The sequence below is a fragment of the Gordonia sp. BP-119 genome (genome assembly GCF_016924115.1).
In the GTDB taxonomy this organism is placed as follows: domain Bacteria; phylum Actinomycetota; class Actinomycetes; order Mycobacteriales; family Mycobacteriaceae; genus Gordonia; species Gordonia hongkongensis.
Genome location: NZ_JAFFZF010000001.1, coordinates 238,936 through 256,692, shown reverse-complemented (window position 1 = coordinate 256,692; position 17,757 = coordinate 238,936). Strand labels below are relative to the sequence as shown.

19 protein-coding genes are annotated in these 17,757 nt (G+C 68.7%); 10 read left to right on the top strand and 9 right to left on the bottom strand.

The genetic code is table 11. The annotated features are described in order from the left end of the window. Nucleotides 1–16: 16 nt before the first annotated feature. The 6 genes from leuA to JW364_RS01085 all read left to right on the top strand — a co-directional run bounded on the left by leuA (nt 17) and on the right by JW364_RS01085 (nt 6,686). A complete protein-coding gene (leuA, locus tag JW364_RS01110) occupies nt 17–1,867 on the top strand; it encodes a 2-isopropylmalate synthase (RefSeq protein ID WP_068972287.1) in 1,851 nt (616 codons plus the stop codon). A gap of 104 nt (nt 1,868–1,971) precedes the next feature. Then, nucleotides 1,972–2,991, top strand: coding sequence for an LLM class flavin-dependent oxidoreductase (locus JW364_RS01105; RefSeq protein ID WP_068972282.1), 1,020 nt, complete (start codon nt 1,972–1,974; stop codon nt 2,989–2,991). A 137-nt stretch (nt 2,992–3,128) separates the two neighbouring features. Further along, on the top strand, nt 3,129–3,449 hold the full coding sequence (locus JW364_RS01100; protein ID WP_068972281.1) for a putative quinol monooxygenase: 321 nt from the start codon (nt 3,129–3,131) through the stop codon (nt 3,447–3,449). Between the two features lie 176 nt (nt 3,450–3,625). Further along, nucleotides 3,626–4,819, top strand: a complete 1,194-nt coding sequence (locus JW364_RS01095) for an acetyl-CoA C-acyltransferase (protein WP_068972280.1) — start codon at nt 3,626–3,628, stop codon at nt 4,817–4,819. Continuing rightward, complete coding sequence (locus tag JW364_RS01090) at nt 4,812–5,483, top strand: TetR/AcrR family transcriptional regulator (protein ID WP_058251056.1); 672 nt, start codon at nt 4,812–4,814, stop codon at nt 5,481–5,483. The genes JW364_RS01095 and JW364_RS01090 overlap by 8 nt, the downstream gene beginning before the upstream one ends. 51 nt (nt 5,484–5,534) lie before the next feature. After that, the gene (locus tag JW364_RS01085) at nt 5,535–6,686 is read left to right on the top strand and encodes an acyl-CoA dehydrogenase family protein (RefSeq protein ID WP_058251055.1); all 1,152 of its coding nucleotides are present in this window, start codon (nt 5,535–5,537) and stop codon (nt 6,684–6,686) included. Between the two features lie 80 nt (nt 6,687–6,766). Here JW364_RS01085 and JW364_RS01080 read toward each other — a convergent pair whose 3' ends face one another. Then, nucleotides 6,767–7,648: a LysR family transcriptional regulator gene (locus tag JW364_RS01080; RefSeq protein WP_205333163.1), complete on the bottom strand. Its 882-nt coding sequence runs from the start codon at nt 7,646–7,648 to the stop codon at nt 6,767–6,769. Between the two features lie 103 nt (nt 7,649–7,751). On the opposite strand from JW364_RS01080, the gene trxA reads away from it, so the two are divergent. Beyond that, entirely contained in the window at nt 7,752–8,114 is a 363-nt protein-coding gene (gene trxA / locus JW364_RS01075) for a thioredoxin (protein WP_205333162.1), read from the top strand. Nucleotides 8,115–8,189: 75 nt separating this feature from the next. Then, complete coding sequence (locus JW364_RS01070) at nt 8,190–9,182, top strand: EamA family transporter (protein WP_205333161.1); 993 nt, start codon at nt 8,190–8,192, stop codon at nt 9,180–9,182. On the opposite strand, the gene JW364_RS01065 is transcribed toward JW364_RS01070, so the two are convergent. After that, nucleotides 9,171–10,253 (bottom strand): alpha/beta hydrolase, encoded by a 1,083-nt coding sequence (locus tag JW364_RS01065; protein WP_205333160.1) that lies wholly within the window; start codon nt 10,251–10,253, stop codon nt 9,171–9,173. The two genes, JW364_RS01070 and JW364_RS01065, sit on opposite strands and share 12 nt — an antisense overlap. A gap of 75 nt (nt 10,254–10,328) precedes the next feature. On the opposite strand from JW364_RS01065, the gene JW364_RS01060 reads away from it, so the two are divergent. Together JW364_RS01060 and JW364_RS01055 are read left to right on the top strand one after the other, a co-directional pair. Further along, nucleotides 10,329–11,630, top strand: a complete 1,302-nt coding sequence (locus JW364_RS01060; RefSeq protein WP_205333159.1) for a MurT ligase domain-containing protein — start codon at nt 10,329–10,331, stop codon at nt 11,628–11,630. After that, nucleotides 11,627–12,349: a type 1 glutamine amidotransferase gene (locus JW364_RS01055; RefSeq protein WP_058251049.1), complete on the top strand. Its 723-nt coding sequence runs from the start codon at nt 11,627–11,629 to the stop codon at nt 12,347–12,349. Before JW364_RS01060 ends, JW364_RS01055 begins: the two co-directional genes overlap by 4 nt. A 35-nt stretch (nt 12,350–12,384) precedes the next feature. Here the strand turns inward: JW364_RS01055 and JW364_RS01050 are convergent, their stop codons facing one another. From JW364_RS01050 to JW364_RS01020, 7 genes are all read right to left on the bottom strand, one after another. Then, on the bottom strand, nt 12,385–13,107 hold the full coding sequence (locus JW364_RS01050) for a uracil-DNA glycosylase (protein ID WP_058251048.1): 723 nt from the start codon (nt 13,105–13,107) through the stop codon (nt 12,385–12,387). An 84-nt stretch (nt 13,108–13,191) separates the two neighbouring features. Then, nucleotides 13,192–13,734 (bottom strand): (d)CMP kinase, encoded by a 543-nt coding sequence (locus tag JW364_RS01045; RefSeq protein WP_091344307.1) that lies wholly within the window; start codon nt 13,732–13,734, stop codon nt 13,192–13,194. A 14-nt stretch (nt 13,735–13,748) separates the two neighbouring features. Beyond that, the gene (locus tag JW364_RS01040) at nt 13,749–15,380 is read right to left on the bottom strand and encodes an alpha/beta fold hydrolase (RefSeq protein ID WP_205333158.1); all 1,632 of its coding nucleotides are present in this window, start codon (nt 15,378–15,380) and stop codon (nt 13,749–13,751) included. A gap of 44 nt (nt 15,381–15,424) precedes the next feature. After that, nucleotides 15,425–16,036 (bottom strand): recombination mediator RecR, encoded by a 612-nt coding sequence (gene recR, locus JW364_RS01035; protein ID WP_058251045.1) that lies wholly within the window; start codon nt 16,034–16,036, stop codon nt 15,425–15,427. Between the two features lie 68 nt (nt 16,037–16,104). Further along, a complete protein-coding gene (locus tag JW364_RS01030) occupies nt 16,105–16,521 on the bottom strand; it encodes a YbaB/EbfC family nucleoid-associated protein (protein ID WP_240198449.1) in 417 nt (138 codons plus the stop codon). Beyond that, complete coding sequence (locus tag JW364_RS01025; protein ID WP_058251043.1) at nt 16,499–16,828, bottom strand: hypothetical protein; 330 nt, start codon at nt 16,826–16,828, stop codon at nt 16,499–16,501. Before JW364_RS01025 ends, JW364_RS01030 begins: the two co-directional genes overlap by 23 nt. A gap of 24 nt (nt 16,829–16,852) precedes the next feature. Continuing rightward, the gene (locus JW364_RS01020) at nt 16,853–17,752 is read right to left on the bottom strand and encodes a pseudouridine synthase (protein ID WP_374100781.1); all 900 of its coding nucleotides are present in this window, start codon (nt 17,750–17,752) and stop codon (nt 16,853–16,855) included. Nucleotides 17,753–17,757: the final 5 nt, after the last annotated feature.

The following is a 17,757-nucleotide window of genomic DNA, read 5'->3' as shown; positions in this document are numbered from 1 at the left end:
ACGGAGAATGACCACCATGGCACCAGCAGACAGCTTCACTTCCGGCGCCAGCCGAATCGTCGAGCCGGCGGGCCCGATTCCCGCCGGACAACCCTCATGGAACCCGCAACGCAGCTCCGCGATGCCGGTTCATCGTTATCGCCAGTTCGCCGACGAGGTCGAGAAGGTGGCGGTTCCCGACCGCACCTGGCCCGACAAGGTCATCACCACCGCCCCGATGTGGTGCGCGGTCGACCTCCGCGACGGCAACCAGGCACTCATCGACCCCATGAGCCCGGCCCGCAAGCGCCGCATGTTCGACCTCCTCGTACGGATGGGCTACAAGGAGATCGAGGTCGGCTTCCCGTCGGCCAGCCAGACCGATTACGACTTCGTCCGCGAGATCATCGAAGACGGCGCCATCCCTGACGACGTCACGATCCAGGTGCTGACCCAGTGCCGTGAGGAATTGATCGAGCGCACCTTCGACGCCTGCCGCGGGGCGGCCAACGTGATCGTCCATTTCTACAACTCGACGTCGGTCCTGCAGCGTCGCGTCGTGTTCCGCGCGGACAAGGCGGCGATCACCAAGATCGCGACCGACGCCGCACACAAGGTCCTCGAGGTACAACAGAACTACCCGGACACCAACTGGCGGTACGAGTACTCGCCGGAGTCCTACACGGGCACCGAGCTGAGCTTCGCCAAGGAGGTGTGCGACGCGGTCACCGAGATCATCGCCCCCACCCCGGAGCGCCCGATGATCCTCAACCTGCCGGCCACCGTCGAGATGGCCACTCCCAACGTCTACGCCGACTCGATCGAGTGGATGCACCGCAATCTCGCCCGGCGCGACTCGGTCATCCTCAGCCTGCACCCCCACAACGACCGCGGAACCGCCGTCGCCGCAGCCGAACTGGGCTACCAGGCGGGCGCCGACCGCATCGAGGGATGCCTGTTCGGCAACGGCGAGCGCACCGGCAACGTCTGTCTGGTCACCCTCGGCATGAACATGTTCAGCCGCGGCGTCGACCCGCAGATCAGCTTCTCCGACATCGACGAGATCCGCCGGACGGTCGAGTACTGCAACCAGCTCAACGTCCCCGAGCGTCATCCCTACGGCGGCGACCTGGTCTACACCGCGTTCTCGGGTAGCCACCAGGACGCGATCAACAAGGGCCTCGACCAGATGAAGGTCGACGCGGACAACGCCGACTCCGACGTCGACGACATCACCTGGGCCGTCCCGTATCTGCCGATCGACCCCAAGGACGTCGGCCGCAACTACGAAGCGGTCATCCGCGTCAACAGCCAGTCCGGCAAGGGCGGCGTCGCGTACATCATGAAGGCCGACCACGGCATGAACCTGCCGCGTCGTCTGCAGATCGAGTTCAGCCGGGAGATCCAGAAGATCACCGACGGCGAGGGCGGCGAGGTCAATCCCAAGGAGATGTGGGACGTCTTCGCGGAGAACTACCTGCACCCGATCTGGCCGCTCGAGCGCATCCGGCAGAAGGTGGACGCGGCCGAGGTCGACGGCGGCGACGACCACATCACCGCCGTGGTGAAGGTCGAGGGCAACGAGCGGGAGATCTCCGGCTCCGGCAACGGTCCGCTGGCGGCTTTCGTCGACGCGCTCGGCGCCGTCGGCTACGAGGTCCGGGTCCTCGACTACAGCGAGCACGCGCTGACCGCCGGCGGCGACGCCAGCGCCGCGGCGTACGTCGAGACCGAGGTCAACGGCGAGACGGTCTGGGGTGTCGGCATCGCGTCGTCGATCACCACCGCCAGCCTGCGTGCAGTCGTCTCGGCGGTGAACCGCGCTTACCGGGTCACCTCGGTTCCGGTCGCCGACGGCGAGGCCGCCCCGGGCACCTGGGCGCCCTGACCCTCCCCCTTCGAAGACCCGATTCCGTCCCGTCGATCGCGCCGATCGGCGGGACGGAATCGTTCTGACGGGAACAAAACGGACCAGAGTTTCATTTAGAGGGCATGAAGAACATCGGTTTCCTGTCGTTCGGTCACTGGTCGGACGCCCACGGGTCCCAGGTGCGGTCCGGCGCGGACACGCTGCTGCAGTCCATCGACCTCGCGGTGGCCGCCGAGGAGCTCGGCGCCGACGGTGCGTACTTCCGCGTCCATCACTTCGCACGGCAACTCGCATCGCCGTTCCCGTTGCTCGCGGCGATCGGCGCGAAGACCAGTCACATCGAGATCGGCACCGGGGTCATCGACATGCGCTACGAGAACCCGCTGTACATGGCCGAGGACGCCGGCGCCGCAGATCTCATCTCCGGCGGTCGGCTGCAGCTCGGGATCAGTCGTGGGTCCCCCGAGCAGGTCATCGACGGCTACAAGTACTTCGGCTACGTACCGCCCGAGGGGTCGACCGATGCGGACATGGCGCGACAGCACACCGAGGTGTTCCTGAAGGTCATCGAGGGCGGCGGCTTCGCCACGCCGAATCCCCGTCCGATGTTCCCCAACCCGCCGGGACTCCTGCCCATCGAGCCGCAGTCCCCCGGCCTGCGGGACCGCATCTGGTGGGGCGCCGGGACCCGGGCGACCGCGGAATGGACCGCCCAGCAGGGCATGAACCTGATGAGCTCGACGCTGTTGACCGAGGACACCGGGGTGCCGTTCCACCAGTTACAGGCCGAACAGATCCAGCGGTTCCGCAAGGCCTGGGCCGATGCCGGACACCCGCGTGAGCCACGAGTATCGGTGAGCCGCAGCATCTTCGCAATTGTCGACGACCGCGACCGCGCCTACTTCGGACGTGGTGGTGCTGAATCGGATCAGGTCGGTGTCATCGACAACAGTGTGGCCCGATTCGGACGCAGCTACGCCGACGAGCCGGACAAGCTCATCGAGCAGTTGCGTGAGGACGAGGCGATCGCCGCGGCCGACACACTGCTGCTGACGGTGCCGAACCAACTCGGGGTCGAGTACAACGCACACGTCCTCGAGTCGATCCTCACACACGTCGCACCGGCTCTCGGCTGGCGCTGACCTCCGACGACCCGCGGTCCTGACGAAACCGCCACACCGGGTCGTCTCGCTGACCTAACGTCACCGGGGTGTCCGGCGTCCACGTGCCAGGCATGTCCCGAGTCCACGACCCGCTGGACGCGAATGGAGTTCCACGAATGTCCGAAGTCATCGTCGTCGCCACCATCTCCCCCAAACCCGGTGAGGAACAGGCCGTGCGGGAGGCCGTGCTCGCCGCGATCCCCGAAGTCCACGGCGAGCCGGGATGCGGGAAGTACGCGTTGCACGAGGCCACCGGCGACTCGACCGACCTGGTGATGATCGAGCGCTGGGAATCCACGGAGGCCCTGGCGACGCACGGCTCCGCTCCGGCGCTCACCACGCTCGGCAAGGCGATCGGGGGCCTGCTTTCCGGACCGCTGGACGTCCGGACCTTCACCGCCGTTCCTGCAGGTCAGCCGGACAAAGGCACCATCTGACCCACCGCGACATCTGCCCCCATCCGACCTGTCGGGTGGGGGCTTCGCGCATTTCCGCGGCCAGTGTTGTTGATTCCCCTGCCGGGCGCGTGCTAGACCGGTATAACGATCGTTAGATAAAGGACGCCGCGCGAAGCGGTGCGCTGCGCCGTGACCCGCTCCCGAGAGGAACCCTCATGCCCGAAGCCGTCATCGTCGACGTCGTCCGCCTCGCGTCCGGAAAGGGCAAGCCCGGTGGCTCGCTGTCGGAGACCAAGCCCGTCGAGCTCCTCGCGCATGTGCTGCGCTCCCTGGTCGAGCGCAACGACCTCGATCCGGCACTCGTCGACGACGTGATCGGCGGCTGCGTCGGTCAGGCCGGCGAGCAGGCCCTGAACATCTCGCGGACCGCGCTGCTGTCCGCCGGCTTCCCCGAATCCGTACCCGCCACCACCGTCGACCGGCAGTGCGGATCGAGCCAGCAGGCCGCCCACTTCGCCGCGCAGGGCATCATCGCCGGCGCCTACGACGTGGTGATCGCCGCCGGCGTGGAATCGATGAGTCGCGTCCCGATGGGCTTCACCACCGCCGGGCGCAGCCCCTACGGCCCGAGCATCGAAGCACGGTACCCGGATGGACTTGTCGGACAGGGCATCTCCGCTGAACTGGTCGCCGCCAAGTGGAAGTTCGACCGCGACACGCTCGACGCCTTCGCCGCGCAGTCCCACCAGCGTGCCGCCGCGGCGGCCGGCGAGGGCTTCTTCGATCGCGAGATCCTGCCCATCGACGTCGCTGACGCCGACGGCACGACGTTCACGCACAAGACCGACGAGACGGTGCGCGCGACCACCACTCCCGAGGGCTTGTCGGGCCTGAAGCCGTCGTTCTACAGCGAGGACTTCGCGGCTCGCTTCCCGGAGATCAACTGGCACATCACCCCCGGTAACTCGTCGCCGCTGACCGACGGCGCGTCGGGCGCACTGATCATGAGCGACGTCATGGCCTCGAAGCTGGGCCTGACCCCCCGCGCACGGTTCCACTCGTTCTCGGTCGCCGGCGACGATCCGATCTTCATGCTGACCGCTCCCATCCCGGCCACGCACAAGATCCTCGCGCGCTCGGGACTGTCCATCGACGACATCGACGCCTACGAGGTCAACGAAGCCTTCGCCTCCGTGCCCCTGGCCTGGGCCCACGAGTTCGGCGCCGACCCGGCCAAGCTGAACCCGCGGGGCGGCGCGATCGCGCTGGGCCACGCGCTCGGATCGTCGGGCACCCGCCTGCTGGGCACGCTCGTCAACCATCTCGAGGCGACCGGTGGCCGGTACGGCCTGCAGACCATGTGCGAGGGCGCGGGCATGGCCAACGCCACCATCATCGAACGTGTCTGAGCCGGCCCGGGCGGTTCCCGCCCGGAAATTCACGATCGAGACCGACGGTCTGGACTGGCGGCTGCGCGAACAGGTTCCGCTGCCGGCCACTCTCGTCGCGGCGAAACACGCGTTCTATGAACGCGGTTACCACGGCACCTCGATCCGCGACATCGCCTCGCGAGCGGGGGTGTCGCTGCCGACGCTGTACTACCACCACGACAACAAGCTGGGGATCCTGGTCGAACTGCTCGAGGCGGCGATGACCGCTGTGCTCGCGTGGGTGGGTGCGGCCATCGAGTCCGGACGGACGCCGAGCGAGCAGCTGTCCAACGCGATCGAGTCGATCGTCCTGCACATGACCAACGACGTCGAACTCGCCAGCGTGGCAAGCGAGTTCCGCCACCTCGACGTCGAGGATCCGCGACGGGAGACCTACGTCGCGATGCGGACCGAGACCGAGGAGCTGCTCGCCAGTGTCATCGAGCGTGGCGTCGAATCCGGTGAGTTCCACTTCGACGACGACGTGAAAGACGTGCTGCGCTACCTGTTCGGCGCATGCCAGGCGATCACCACCTGGTACCGCCCCTCGGGTGCCCGGACACCGGCCGAGGTCGCGGCGTCGTATGCGCTGCTCTCACTGCGCGTCGTCGGCGCGCGCGACGCCGACCAGAACGACAACTGACCGACCGACAACTCCTGAACGACGATCGAGTAGAGCAGAAAGGCAGAAGCCATGAAACGCACCATCTTCGAAGACGAGCACGAGGCCCTGCGGGAAACCGCGCGGCAGTTCCTGCAGCGCGAATGCGCCCCGTACACCGAGGAGTGGACGCGAGCCGGTCAGGTCGATCGCATCGCATTCAAGAAGGCCGGTGACGCAGGTCTTCTCGGATTCAACATCCCCGAGGAGTACGGCGGCGGCGGTGCCATGGACGACTTCCGGTTCAACGCCGTGGTGGTCGAGGAGTTCGCGAAGTTCGACGGCGCGGCACCCGGCCTCAGCCTGCAGAACGACGTCGTCGCACCGTACTTCGTGCACCTCGCCAACGACGAGCAGAAGAAGCGCTGGATGCCCGGGATCGCCACCGGCGAGACGATCCTCGCCGTCGCGATGACCGAGCCGGGCGCTGGCTCCGACCTGGCGGGCATCAAGACCTCGGCCAAGCTCGAGGGCGATCACTATGTCCTGAACGGCAACAAGACGTTCATCTCGTCGGGCATCAACTCCGACCTCGTGGTGGTGGTCTGCCGGACCAACCCCGATCCCGAGGCGGGCCACAAGGCGTTCTCGCTGCTCGTCGTCGAGCGCGGCATGGAGGGCTTCGAGCGCGGTCGCAAGCTCGACAAGATGGGCCTCAAGGCCCAGGACACCGCCGAGCTGCACTTCAACGACGTGCGCGTCCCGGTCGAGAACCTGCTCGGCCAGGAGGGCATGGGCTTCTACCACCTCATGCAGAACCTGCCGTCGGAGCGGCTGTCGATCGGCATCGGCGCCATCGCCGGTGCGCGTGCGATCTTCGACGAGACCCTGCAGTACACCAAGGACCGCAAGGCCTTCGGCCGCCCGATCGGCACTTTCCAGGCGAACCGCTTCTCGCTCGCCGAGATGGCGACCGAGCTCGACATCGCCGAGGTCTACATCGACCGCTGCCTGCAGGGCGTTCTCGATGGTGAACTGAACGCCGTCGACGCCTCGAAGAACAAGTGGTGGTGTACCGAGCTCGCCAAGCGGGTCATCGACAGCTGCCTCCAGCTGCACGGCGGCTACGGCTACATGAACGAGTACCGGGTTGCCCGCGCCTACACCGACGCTCGTATCCAGACGATCTTCGGTGGCACCACCGAGATCATGAAGGACATCGTCGGCAAGAGCCTCGGCGTCTGAGTTCTCGCAATCGTCGACAGCCCGGGGCACGCGCCCCGGGCTGTCGGTGTATCCGGGCCCGCTCAGGTGGCGTCGGGCCGTCAGCCCTGCTCGGCACCCACCACACGTAGGTGATCGACGACCTGCTGCACGGCGGACCGCGAACGCGGACGGGCGAGCGCCTCGTACACCCGTGCGGCGCGAACTCCCTTGAGCACCAGCCGTTTCACCTTCGGATGGCGGACCGCGAAGCGCGGCATCAGCGCGATGCCGTGCCCATGGGCGACGAGCGCCTCGATGGTGGTGAAGTCCAGCATCCGCTGCGTGACCCGCGGCGCCACTCCGGTCGCCGCCGAGATCGACACCAGCACGTCATCGACCGGGAACCCGCCCTCGACACTGATCCAATCGTGGTCGGCCAGTTCGGTGACCGCGACCTGATCTCGTGTGGCCAACTCGTTGTCGGCCGCGACGATCACGTCGACCGGTTCGCGCATCAGCTCGGTGACCCGGACCCGGGGCACGTCGATCGCCGGCGTGCGTTCGTCACGGTGGGTGACGACGATATCGTGGTCGGCGAGAGCCGGTGCCGCGTCGTGGTATCCGACGTCGAGATGGACCGCGTGTACGTCGATGCCCGATGCGGTGGCCCGCTCCAGGACCGCCGGCAGCAGCAGGGTCGCACCGGACGGGAACATCGCCAGGCGGACCCGGGTCTTGCCCGACCGATACGACGACATCTCCTCCTGCGCCCGATCCACCGCCGCGATCACGTCATCGGCGCGCAGTACGAGCGCACGCCCCGCCTCGGTCAATCGGATTCGGCGGCCATCGGGTTCGAACAACGCGACACCGGCCTCCTCGGCCAGGACCTTCAGCTGTTGCGACACCGCCGACGGGGTCATGTGCATCGCCTCGGCGACCGCGCCGATCGACTCCCGGTCGGCGAATTCCCGCAGCAGCCGCAGACGCCGGACTTCCATGCCACAACGGTACTCAGGCCCACGTCGTCGTCAGGCGGTGCCGTGGGTCACGGCATGACCTCCGGGGTGGAATGTCCGAGCGGTCCGATCCGTTGGTGGGGGCATGGCATCACAAGACATCACCCTGGAAACCTTCGAGGACACCATCGCCTCGGACGGCATCGTCCTCCTCGACTTCTGGGCCGGCTGGTGCGGCCCGTGCCGACAGTTCGCGCCCGTCTTCGAGAAGGCCTCCGAAGCACACTCCGACATCGTGTTCGGCAAGATCGACACCGAGGACGAGCAGCAGCTCGCCGGCAGTCTCGGAATCCGTTCCATCCCGACGCTCATGGCATTCCGGGACGGGATCCTGGTCTTCAACCAGCCCGGTGCACTACCTGCGGCTCAGCTCGAGGAACTGATCGGCGCCGTCGAGGGGCTCGACATGGATGACGTGCGGGCGAAGGTCGCCGCGGCGCAGGAGTAACCGTTCAGAGAAACTGAATAGTTATTCCGGTTAAATTCGATTGTCCTTCACATCGTCCACGCCGACGATGGGGCCATGTCCACTCGTGATCGCCTCCTCGCGTTGTTCGTCGTCCTGCTCTGGGGACTGAACTTCATCGCGATCCGAGTCGGGCTGGACCACTTCCCGCCGTTTTTCCTCGCCGCGATGCGATTCGCGGTGATGGCGATACCGGTCATGTTGTTCGTGCGGTTCCCGAAGGTGCGCCTGAAGTGGTTCCTGCTGTACGTCGCCGGCTTCGGCAGCGTGCAGTTCATCATGCTGTTCCTGGCCATGGATCTGGGCATGCCGACCGGGCTCGCCTCGCTGGTCCTCCAGACCTCGGCGCCCTTCACGGTCATGCTCGGCGTGCTGTTCCTCCGCGAACGGATGACGACCGGACAGATCCTCGGCCTGGCGGTCGCGGTCCTCGGCATGGCGGTCATCGCGATCGACCGGATGCGCGGCAGCGACCTCGGCGTGGCCGCTCTGCTCCCGATCGGTTTCACCGTGCTCGGTGGTCTGAGCTGGGCAGCGGGCAACATCGGGGGCAGACTCGCCCGTCCCGACGACTCCTTGCGGATGACGTTGTGGATGGCCGTCGTCGCCACTCCGCCGCTGTATGCGGTGAGCCTGATCGTCGAGGGCCCCTCCGCCGGCTTCGACGCGCTCGCCACGCTCGGTACCGAGAGTGGACTCCGTGCCCTGGGTGGCCTCGCCTACCTCGCGATCTTCGGCACCGTCATCGGTGCGGGTCTGTGGACCACGCTGCTGGGACGCAACGACGCAAGCCGGGTGTCGCCGATGTCGCTGCTCGTGCCCGTGGTTGGGATCTCGGCAGCATTCTTCGTTCTCGGCGAAGTCCCCAGCGTCGGGGAGATCGTCGGTGCGGTCATCGTCGTCGCGGGGTGCGCTGCCGGGGTGATGGCCCGGCCGCGAGCCCGTAGGCGCCCGACCGTTCCAGGTGCCACGCAGAAGCCGGCCGATTCCGTGTCGTCGTCGACGGGCGCTCGGGAGGGCGCCCGAATACCGGTGCGCTCAGGCGGCTGAGCTGGACCCGGCCGACGGAAGGGCCCCGCGCACCACCGCGCACAGACGGTCGACCGCGGCCCGGGCCCCCGGACTGATCAAGGTCATGTTGACGAACCCGTGGATCATCGCGCCCTCTCGCCGGACCGTGACCGGCACGCCGGCCTCCTCGAGCCTGCGCGCGTACGCGAGGCCCTCGTCACGCAGCGGGTCGAAGCCGGCGACCATGACATGCGCAGGCGGGAGACCGCTGAGATCGTCGGCAAGCAGTGGCGAGCAGCGCGGGTCGCTCCGCTGCGCGGCGTCGGGCAGGTAGCGATCGGTGAACCAGTCGATGCCGTCGGCGGTGAGGAAGTACCCCGACACGAACTCCCGGCGCGAGGGTGTGTCGGCGGCCTGGTCGGTCACCGGGTAGATGAGCAGCTGGAAAGCCGGGGTGACCGCTTCGCCACGGACCTCCCGGGCGACGACGGTCGCGAGATTTCCGCCCGCGCTGTCACCGGCGACGACGATCCGCGCCGGATCGAGACCCCACCGCGGCGCCACCTCGACAGCGAAGCGCCACGCCGCCACCGCGTCCTCGACGGCCGCGGGGAACGGGGCGTCGGGGGCCAACCGGTAGTCGACGGAGAGCACGTCGAGGCCGGTGCCATGTGCCAGACGCCGGACGAAGGTGTCGTGGCTGATCCGGCTGCCGGTGACGAAGCCGCCGCCGTGGAAGTAGACGAGCAGCCCGGCCGAGTCGGTGGTGGAGCGATACCGGGTGGCCGGGATCGGGCCGGCGGGTCCGTCGATGACGAGGTCCTCCTCCACCGCCATGGGAGGCAGCGCCTCGGCCATGGCGGCGCCGACCTCGTCGGTCTGCGCACGCGACTGCGCCACCTCGCCCTGGAAGGGATTCAGCCCGGGCACGTTGTCGTTGGCCCAGCCGATCGCGGCAAGCTCGGGGGCGACCCGCTCACCGTCGGAGTTGACCGGTGCCCGTCGCCCCAGAACGGCCAACGCTCCGGCCGGGATTCGTGCGACGGCGAGCAACAGTCCGCGTTGCACTCGGGCGGGCAGGGACAGGCGCAGATGGGTGTCGCGACTCACAGCCGCCGAGCCTACGCGGCGTCGGCACACGGCACGACCACTCCCGTCGGATCGGCCTGTGACACACTCGTGCGCATGCCCGACCGACTCTCTTCCGCCGGTTCCGCAACCCGTACGAACACCCGTGTTCCCACCCGTACCGCCGTCGCCCTGGGCGCTGCGGCCGCGGCCCGGTGGGCGTCGCGCACCGCGGGGCGGGGCAAGGGGTCGATGATCGGCGGTCTGGTCGCCGCGAAGATCGACCCTCAGATCATGGGTCGGCTCGCCGCGGGCAAACGCACCGCGATCGTCACCGGCACCAACGGGAAGTCGACGACCACACGGATGACCGCGGCCGCGATGGCCGAACTCGGCGAGGTCGCCACCCAGGCCGACGGCGCCAACATGGACGCCGGCATCATCGCGACGCTGACCCTGAGCCGGACGGCGCCGTTCTGCGCGCTCGAGGTCGACGAACTGCACGTCCCGCACGTCAGCGACGCCGTCGACCCCGAGGTCCTCGTGATGCTCAACCTCTCCCGGGATCAGCTCGACCGAGTCGGGGAGATCAACATGATCGAGCGTCGGCTGCGTGAAGGCATCGCACGTCATCCCGAGACCACGGTGATCGCCAACTGCGACGACGTCCTGGTGACGTCGGCCGCCTTCGACGCCCCGGACGTGGTCTGGGTCGCGGCCGGCGCGAGCTGGGTCGGCGATTCCGTCAGCTGCCCCCGCACCGGCGAGCCCATCGTCCGTTCCGAGGAGGGGTGGCGGTCGACCGGCGACGACAACTTCCGCCGCCCCACACCCGACTGGTGGTTCGACGACGAGAACATCTACGGACCCGAGGGTTTCAGCGCTCCCCTGGAGCTCGCGGTGCCGGGCAGGGCCAACCGCGGCAACGCGACCCAGGCGGTGGCCGCGGCCGTCGCGATGGGCGCCGACCCGCGCAGCGCGGTGGCCGCCGTCGGCACCGTCGGCGAGGTCGCCGGCCGGTACGGCATCCACCAGGTCGGAAACCACTCGGTCCGAACACTTCTCGCGAAGAACCCGGCCGGGTGGCAGGAAGCGATGTCGATGATCGACCAGGACGCCGACGGGCTGGTGATCGCGGTCAACGGCCAGGTGCCCGACGGCGAGGACCTGTCCTGGTTGTGGGACGTGCGCTTCGAGGCGTTCGAGACCATGCAGGTCGTCGCGGCCGGAGAGCGCGCCGCCGACCTGTCGGTCCGGCTGCTCTACGCGGGCGCCGAACACACCACCATCCCGGATCCCATGGCCGCCATCGCATCCTGCCCGCCGGGACGCGTCGAGGTCCTGGCGAACTACACGGCGTTCCGCGATCTCGGCACCGCCCTGGAACGCGCAGCACGATCACGGAAGGCGGAGCAGTGAGCGAATCGACCCTGCGGATCGGCCTCGTCCTGCCCGACGTCATGGGTACCTACGGGGACGGTGGGAACGCCCTCGTCCTGAAGCGCCGCGCACTGATGCGTGGCATCGACGCCGAGGTCATCCACATCACCCTCGACGATCCGGTCCCCGACTCGCTCGACGTCTACACCCTCGGTGGCGCCGAGGATTACGCGCAGCGGCTCGCCACCCGGCACCTCACGCGCTACCCGGGTCTGCAGCAGGCGGCGGCGGCCGGACGGCCGGTGCTGGCCATCTGCGCCGCCATCCAGGTGCTCGGCCACTGGTACGAGACATCGGCGGGCGAACGCGTCGACGGCATCTCCCTGTTCGATCTCACGACGGCGCCCCAGGCGGAGCGGAGTATCGGCGAATTGCTCGTCGATCCGACCCTCCCAGGACTGTCACAGTCCCTCACCGGTTTCGAGAACCACCGCGGCGGAACGACTCTCGGGTCCGACGCGGCCCCACTGGGTCGGGTACGGCACGGCGTGGGCAACGGCGTCGGCGACGGCACCGAGGGCGTCGTCCAGGGCAGCGTCATCGGCACCTACATGCACGGTCCGGCACTGGCCCGCAACCCCGAACTCGCCGATCACCTCCTGGCCACCGCGCTCGGCGTCGAATCCCTTGCCCCGCTTGACCTCCCCGAGGTAGACCGGCTCCGCCGGGAACGCCTCGCCGCGGGACGGCGGCGATAACGTCGACGACGGCCTTCCGCTGACCGAGGGCTCCCTCAAGCACTCTCGATCCCCGCCGACCGCGCCGCCGCGGTGAGTACGTCGACGACCATCTCCACAGTGAGCCGTCCGGTGAAGGTGTTCTGCTGGCTCACGTGGTAGCAGCCGAAGACCTCGAGTTCGGCACCGTCGCGGACGAGGGTGGTGGAGACACCGTGACCGAACTTCGGCATCGGCTTCGGGACCGTCCAGCCGAGCCTCGCGAAGGTACGAAGCGTTGACTGCCAACCGAATCCACCGAGTGTCATCACGGAACGGACCGTCGGCGCGAGCAACTCGAGTTCGGCGTGCAGCCAGTACGAACAGGTGTCGCGCTCTTCGACCGTCGGCTTGTTCTGCGGTGGTGCACAGTGGACCGGTGCGGTGATCCGCGTGTCGAACAGCTCCAACCCGTCGCCGATCGCGACCGAGAGCGGCTGGCTCGCAAGGCCGGCGCGATACAGCGCCGAGAACAGGACATCGCCGCTTCTGTCACCCGTGAACATGCGCCCGGTCCGATTCCCACCGTGCGCCGCGGGGGCGAGGCCAACGATCAGCAGTCGCGCATCCGCCGGACCGATACCGGCCACCGGCCTCCCCCAGTACTCCTCGTCGGCGTACGCCCGTCGCTTCTCCTGCGCGACCAACTCCCGCCATTCGACGAGGCGCGGGCATGCACGGCACTCGATCAGCTGCGCGTCGAGCTCCGCCAGATCACGGAAGCGTCGTCGGGTGGCCATCCCTCGACACTAACCGCGGCGTCCGCTCGGCATCCCGGTCGGCCGACGGGACCGTCAGTCCGAGACCCCTCAGTCCAAGCCCACTCAATCCAGTACGACGCACCGTTCCCGCGTGCGATCCACGCCGAACCAGCCGCGCTCGAACTCCTGCCACGCCTGAAGATGACCTCGCGCGTCCTCGCCGTCGCGGGCGACCGTCCGCTCGAGCCGTTCGCTCGGGGTCCCGCCGTCGAGCCACAGCGCGTGGGACAGGCGGCCGGCGATCCGGCGCCGCGCCGACGACACCCCTTCGATGATCAGGAGCGGCTGCCACTCGATCCACACGCGGGGCCCGGGGGCCGGGACGCCGTCCTGCCACACGCGGGGCCGGTACCGGTAGTCGCGTCGTCGGGTGAAGGGGTGCAGCACATCGGTTTCCAGCTCCGGCCACCACGCAACCGGATCGTCCCACGTCGCGAAGTCGTCGGTGCGGACCAGGGTCACCCCGACTCCCCGAGCGCGCAGGTCCGCGACCAGGAGATCGGCGATCGTCGACTTGCCCGCTCCGGACGGTCCGTCGATCGCGACGATCCCGGCGTCGAGGCGAGCGGCCAGTTCGGTCACACGGGCGCGGGTCTGCGGGCTCACCAGATCAGGGTGGGTCACCGACCGGCCGCCCCGGACGCGAACGCCGAGGGCAACCGGGTGAGCGGAGCCGTGATCGGGGCTTCGGGGACGCGCTGCACCGAGGTCCGGCCGGTGCGGAAGTACTCGACGATGGCGTCGTCGAGTGGCTTGTTGGCGCGACCGAGCTGCGCGTGGTCGCCACCACCGACGGTGATGAGGTGGCTGCGCATGAGTTCACGCATCTTCAGCGACCCGCGATACGGGGTCTGCGGGTCGCCGACGCTCTGGATCTGCAGGGGCGCCACCGCCAGCCCGCGGTTGCGGATCTCGACCGGCCGCGCGAGCGCCGGCGCACCGGCACACGCGAGGCCGGACTCGTAGGCGAGACCTGGTGCCTCGAACGGATCCCCGGTCACGTAGTTCGCGAGGAACGCCTGGAAGCCGAGCGACGGTTGGGCGGGGACCTGGTTCTCGTTGCACAGGACCGCGGCCTGCATATCCTGCGATACCTGGGCGGCCTCGATCGCGGCGGGGCCCGGGGTGGGTAGCTTCCGGCCGGGGTTCGCGGTCATCAGCGCCACTGTCGGCCAGGAGTTGCGATCAGGCGCGAGCGCGCGGGTGAGCACCAGTAGCTGCGACGTCAGCTGCAGCGACCCGGGCCGGAGCAGGGTGAACACCAGGTTCTCGAACCTGGCACGCGCGTCGGCGGTCAGGTCGGTTCCCGCGATGTACTGCTGCGCGACCGCCCGCAGGCCTGGCGGCACGTCCCCGACCTGCGCGGGAGGTGCCAGCAGCGATGGCGGCACACCGGCCTCGGCACTGACCCGGTCGCTCCACTTCCGGTACACGGCGAGTGGCGTCGTGCCGAGATGATAGATCCGGTCGTGGCGCGCGATCCACGCCATCATCTCGTGCACCCGCGCCTTGTAGCCGGGTGTCTGCACGGAGAGAAGGCTGTTCCACACCACGCTCGGGTCGAAACCGGAGTCGAGGACCATCCGGTCGACGCGCTGCGGGAACAGTGTCGCGTACGTCGACATCAGCAGGGTGCCGTACGAGATGCCGTAGAGGCTGACCTTCGGTTCGCCGAGCAGCCGCCGGACGACCTCCATGTCACGGGCGGTGTTCTCGGTGGTGAGCGTCGCCCCGAGGCCCGGCGTACGCGCCTCGCAGCGATCGCGATTCAGCTTGCCCAGCGCCGTCATCAGTTCGGGCTCGTCGCCGGTGATCGGATCGCAGCGCAGCGGTGTGCCCGACACCAGACCACGCGGCTGCACGGCCACCAGATCCCATTCGTCGAGCATGGCCGCCGGCGGGCGCAGCTGACTGAACATCGCGATGCCGTCGCCGCCCGGGCCGCCCGGGTTGCCCATCACGACACCGCGACGCCGGGATTGGTCGCGCGCCTGCATACGGCTCACGCCGATCTCGATGGTCTCGCCGTTCGGCTCGGTGTGGTCGAGCGGAACTTCGACCGTCGCGCACCGGACCGTCGCCGGTACGCCGTGCACCGCGGGGCATGCCTGCCAATCGAGCGCCGGCGCAGCGGATGCTTCGGGCGGCTGCACGCCTTGTACGGCACCCACCAGGCCGCCCGCGACCACCACCGTCAGGCCTGCTGCAACACCCCGGACACGACGACGCCACCCAGTACGCGAGATCACCACATGACCCTAGCCGTCCGGTTTGCCGGGTACGACGGCCACCGACCTCACGCCAGGATGCGACGACCCGACAGTGCACGACCCAGGGTGAGTTCGTCGGCGAACTCGAGGTCGCCGCCCATCGGCAGCCCCGACGCGAGCCGGGTGACCGACAGGCCGGGAAAGTCCTTCAGCATGCGCTGGAGGTAGGTCGCGGTCGCCTCGCCCTCGGTGTTCGGGTCGGTCGCGACAATCACCTCGGAGACGTCGACGCCGTCTTCCTGATTGGCCAGCCGACGCAGCAGTTCACGGATACGCAACTGGTCCGGGCCTATCCCGGACAACGGGTCGAGAGCACCACCGAGTACGTGGTAGCGCCCGGTGAACTCCTTGGTCCGTTCGATCGCGTGCACGTCTTTCGGCTCCTCGACGACACAGATCTTGCTGGCGTCGCGGCGGGCGTCCGAACAGATCCGGCACAGCCGATTGGCCGAGACGTTCCCGCACTCCGCGCAGAAGACGACGTCGTCGCGGACCCGTCCCAGCGCGGCGACGAGGCGATCGATGTCGGACTTCTCCCCGGCCAGCAGGTGGAACGCGATGCGCTGGGCGCCCTTCGGACCGAGGCCCGGCTGTTTGGCCAGCTCGTCGATCAGGTCCTGGATCGGTCCCTCATACATGCTGATCTGCGTCCACGGTGTCCGGGATTCCTACTCGTCGTTCGGCGTCGTACGCGGGGTGGGCGTACTCAGCCGCCCAATCCGGGGAGACCACCGCCGAGACCACCGCCGAGCGGCCCCATCTTCTCGCTGGCAAGCTGCTCGCGCTTCTCCGACAGGTCGGCCAACGCACCCAGCAACAGGTCCTGCAGGGTCTCCACGTCGTCGGGATCGACGACCTTCGGATCGATCGACACGGCGGTCACCTCACCGGTGCCGTTGCCGGTCACGGTCACGAGCCCGTTGCCCGCACTACCGACCACCTCCGCCGCCGCGATCTCGTTCTGCGCCGACAGGAGCTTCTCCTGCATCTGCTGCGCCTGGGCCAGCAGTCCGGCCATCGGGTTCTCCCCGCCCTGACCGCCGCCGAACAACGCGCTGGGATCGAATGGTTGCGTCACCCGGCCCAGGGTAGTCGCAGCGTCAGCGCAGCAACCGATCGACATGCGCGGCGATGTCGTCGACGGTCGACTCCTCGACGGCGGCCACCTCGAAGGACAGGACCTCGTCGCCGAACAGCCGACCGGCGCGCGCGGTGAGCGCGAACTCGAATCGGTCGTCGATGCGACGCCACTGCGTGATCCCGCCGTAGACGGGCGCACTGGCTCCCGTGGTGACGCAGTATTCGTCGGCGCGCGGCCCGCCGACCAGATCGCGCTGGATCTGGAAACAGGCCAGCGACTCGTCGTCGATGAAGACCACGGCCTCGCAGCCCAGGTCGGGATGCCGTTCGTAGGACGCGCGGATGGTCATGGCGCCAGGGTAGATCGTGGACCCCTACCCCGATACCGGCCGCCGACTCTCGAAGCGGCGTTCCTCGCCGGTCAGCGGATCGGTGAACTCCAGTGACCGGGCCACCAGCCGCAGCGGCCGGGTGAAGTCCCCGTGATCCGGAAGAGCGGCGAGTCCCGGCCGCACGTCGGGGTAGAGCGGGTCGTCGACGATGGGCACCCCGAGCGACGCCATGTGCAACCGGAGCTGATGGGTGCGGCCGGTGTGCGGCACCAGTCGGTAGACGCCGAGGCCGCCGACGACCTCGGTCAGGGTGATGTCGCTGATGGCGTTGACCGGCCCGTCCACCACGAGGGCGCGCAGGTCGCCCGCGGTCTTCTCGATCCGGTCCCGCACGGTCACGGTCGACGCCAGCGCCTCGTCGGCCGGCGCGAGCGCGAGGTACTCCTTGCGGGCGGTCCGGGACGCGAACAGGTCCTGATAGGCCGCGCGCACCTCGGGCCGCAGAGTGAACAGCAGCACCCCGGCGGTGAGGCGGTCCAGGCGGTGCGCCGGCGAGACGGTGTCGGAGCCCAGTTCTCGACGCAGCCGCACCAGCGCGGTCTCGGTCACGTGACGGCCCCGCGGCATCGTGGCGAGGAAGTGCGGCTTGTCCACCACGACGATGTTCTCGTCGTGGTGGATCACCGGCAGGTCGAACGGGACCGCGATCTCGTCGTCGAGGTCGCGGTAGAGGTACAGCGAGACATTGCGGCTCGACGGCGCGGCCAGATCCGCGGGTCGGCCGTCGGCATCGACGATCTCGCCCGCGGCGGCGCGTCGACCCAGATCGTCGGCGGTCAGCCCCGCCAGCACGGGCGCGGCCAGCAGCGCCTGACCGACGGTCAGCTCCGGCCCCGAACGCAACACCACGCGCGTGGCGTCGACGCCGTCGCGGATGGGCAAGGGCG

What these genes read in the sequence shown, in the direction of transcription:
- leuA (WP_068972287.1), top strand. Translation starts at nt 17, where the DNA reads ATGGCACCAGCAGACAGCTTCACTTCCGGCGCCAGCCGAATCGTCGAG.
- JW364_RS01105 (WP_068972282.1), top strand. Translation starts at nt 1,972, where the DNA reads ATGAAGAACATCGGTTTCCTGTCGTTCGGTCACTGGTCGGACGCCCAC.
- JW364_RS01100 (WP_068972281.1), top strand. Translation starts at nt 3,129, where the DNA reads ATGTCCGAAGTCATCGTCGTCGCCACCATCTCCCCCAAACCCGGTGAG.
- JW364_RS01095 (WP_068972280.1), top strand. Translation starts at nt 3,626, where the DNA reads ATGCCCGAAGCCGTCATCGTCGACGTCGTCCGCCTCGCGTCCGGAAAG.
- JW364_RS01085 (WP_058251055.1), top strand. Translation starts at nt 5,535, where the DNA reads ATGAAACGCACCATCTTCGAAGACGAGCACGAGGCCCTGCGGGAAACC.
- JW364_RS01080 (WP_205333163.1), bottom strand. Translation starts at nt 7,648, where the DNA reads ATGGAAGTCCGGCGTCTGCGGCTGCTGCGGGAATTCGCCGACCGGGAG.
- trxA (WP_205333162.1), top strand. Translation starts at nt 7,752, where the DNA reads ATGGCATCACAAGACATCACCCTGGAAACCTTCGAGGACACCATCGCC.
- JW364_RS01070 (WP_205333161.1), top strand. Translation starts at nt 8,190, where the DNA reads ATGTCCACTCGTGATCGCCTCCTCGCGTTGTTCGTCGTCCTGCTCTGG.
- JW364_RS01060 (WP_205333159.1), top strand. Translation starts at nt 10,329, where the DNA reads ATGCCCGACCGACTCTCTTCCGCCGGTTCCGCAACCCGTACGAACACC.
- JW364_RS01050 (WP_058251048.1), bottom strand. Translation starts at nt 13,107, where the DNA reads ATGGCCACCCGACGACGCTTCCGTGATCTGGCGGAGCTCGACGCGCAG.
- recR (WP_058251045.1), bottom strand. Translation starts at nt 16,036, where the DNA reads ATGTATGAGGGACCGATCCAGGACCTGATCGACGAGCTGGCCAAACAG.
- JW364_RS01030 (WP_240198449.1), bottom strand. Translation starts at nt 16,521, where the DNA reads ATGTCGATCGGTTGCTGCGCTGACGCTGCGACTACCCTGGGCCGGGTG.
- JW364_RS01025 (WP_058251043.1), bottom strand. Translation starts at nt 16,828, where the DNA reads ATGACCATCCGCGCGTCCTACGAACGGCATCCCGACCTGGGCTGCGAG.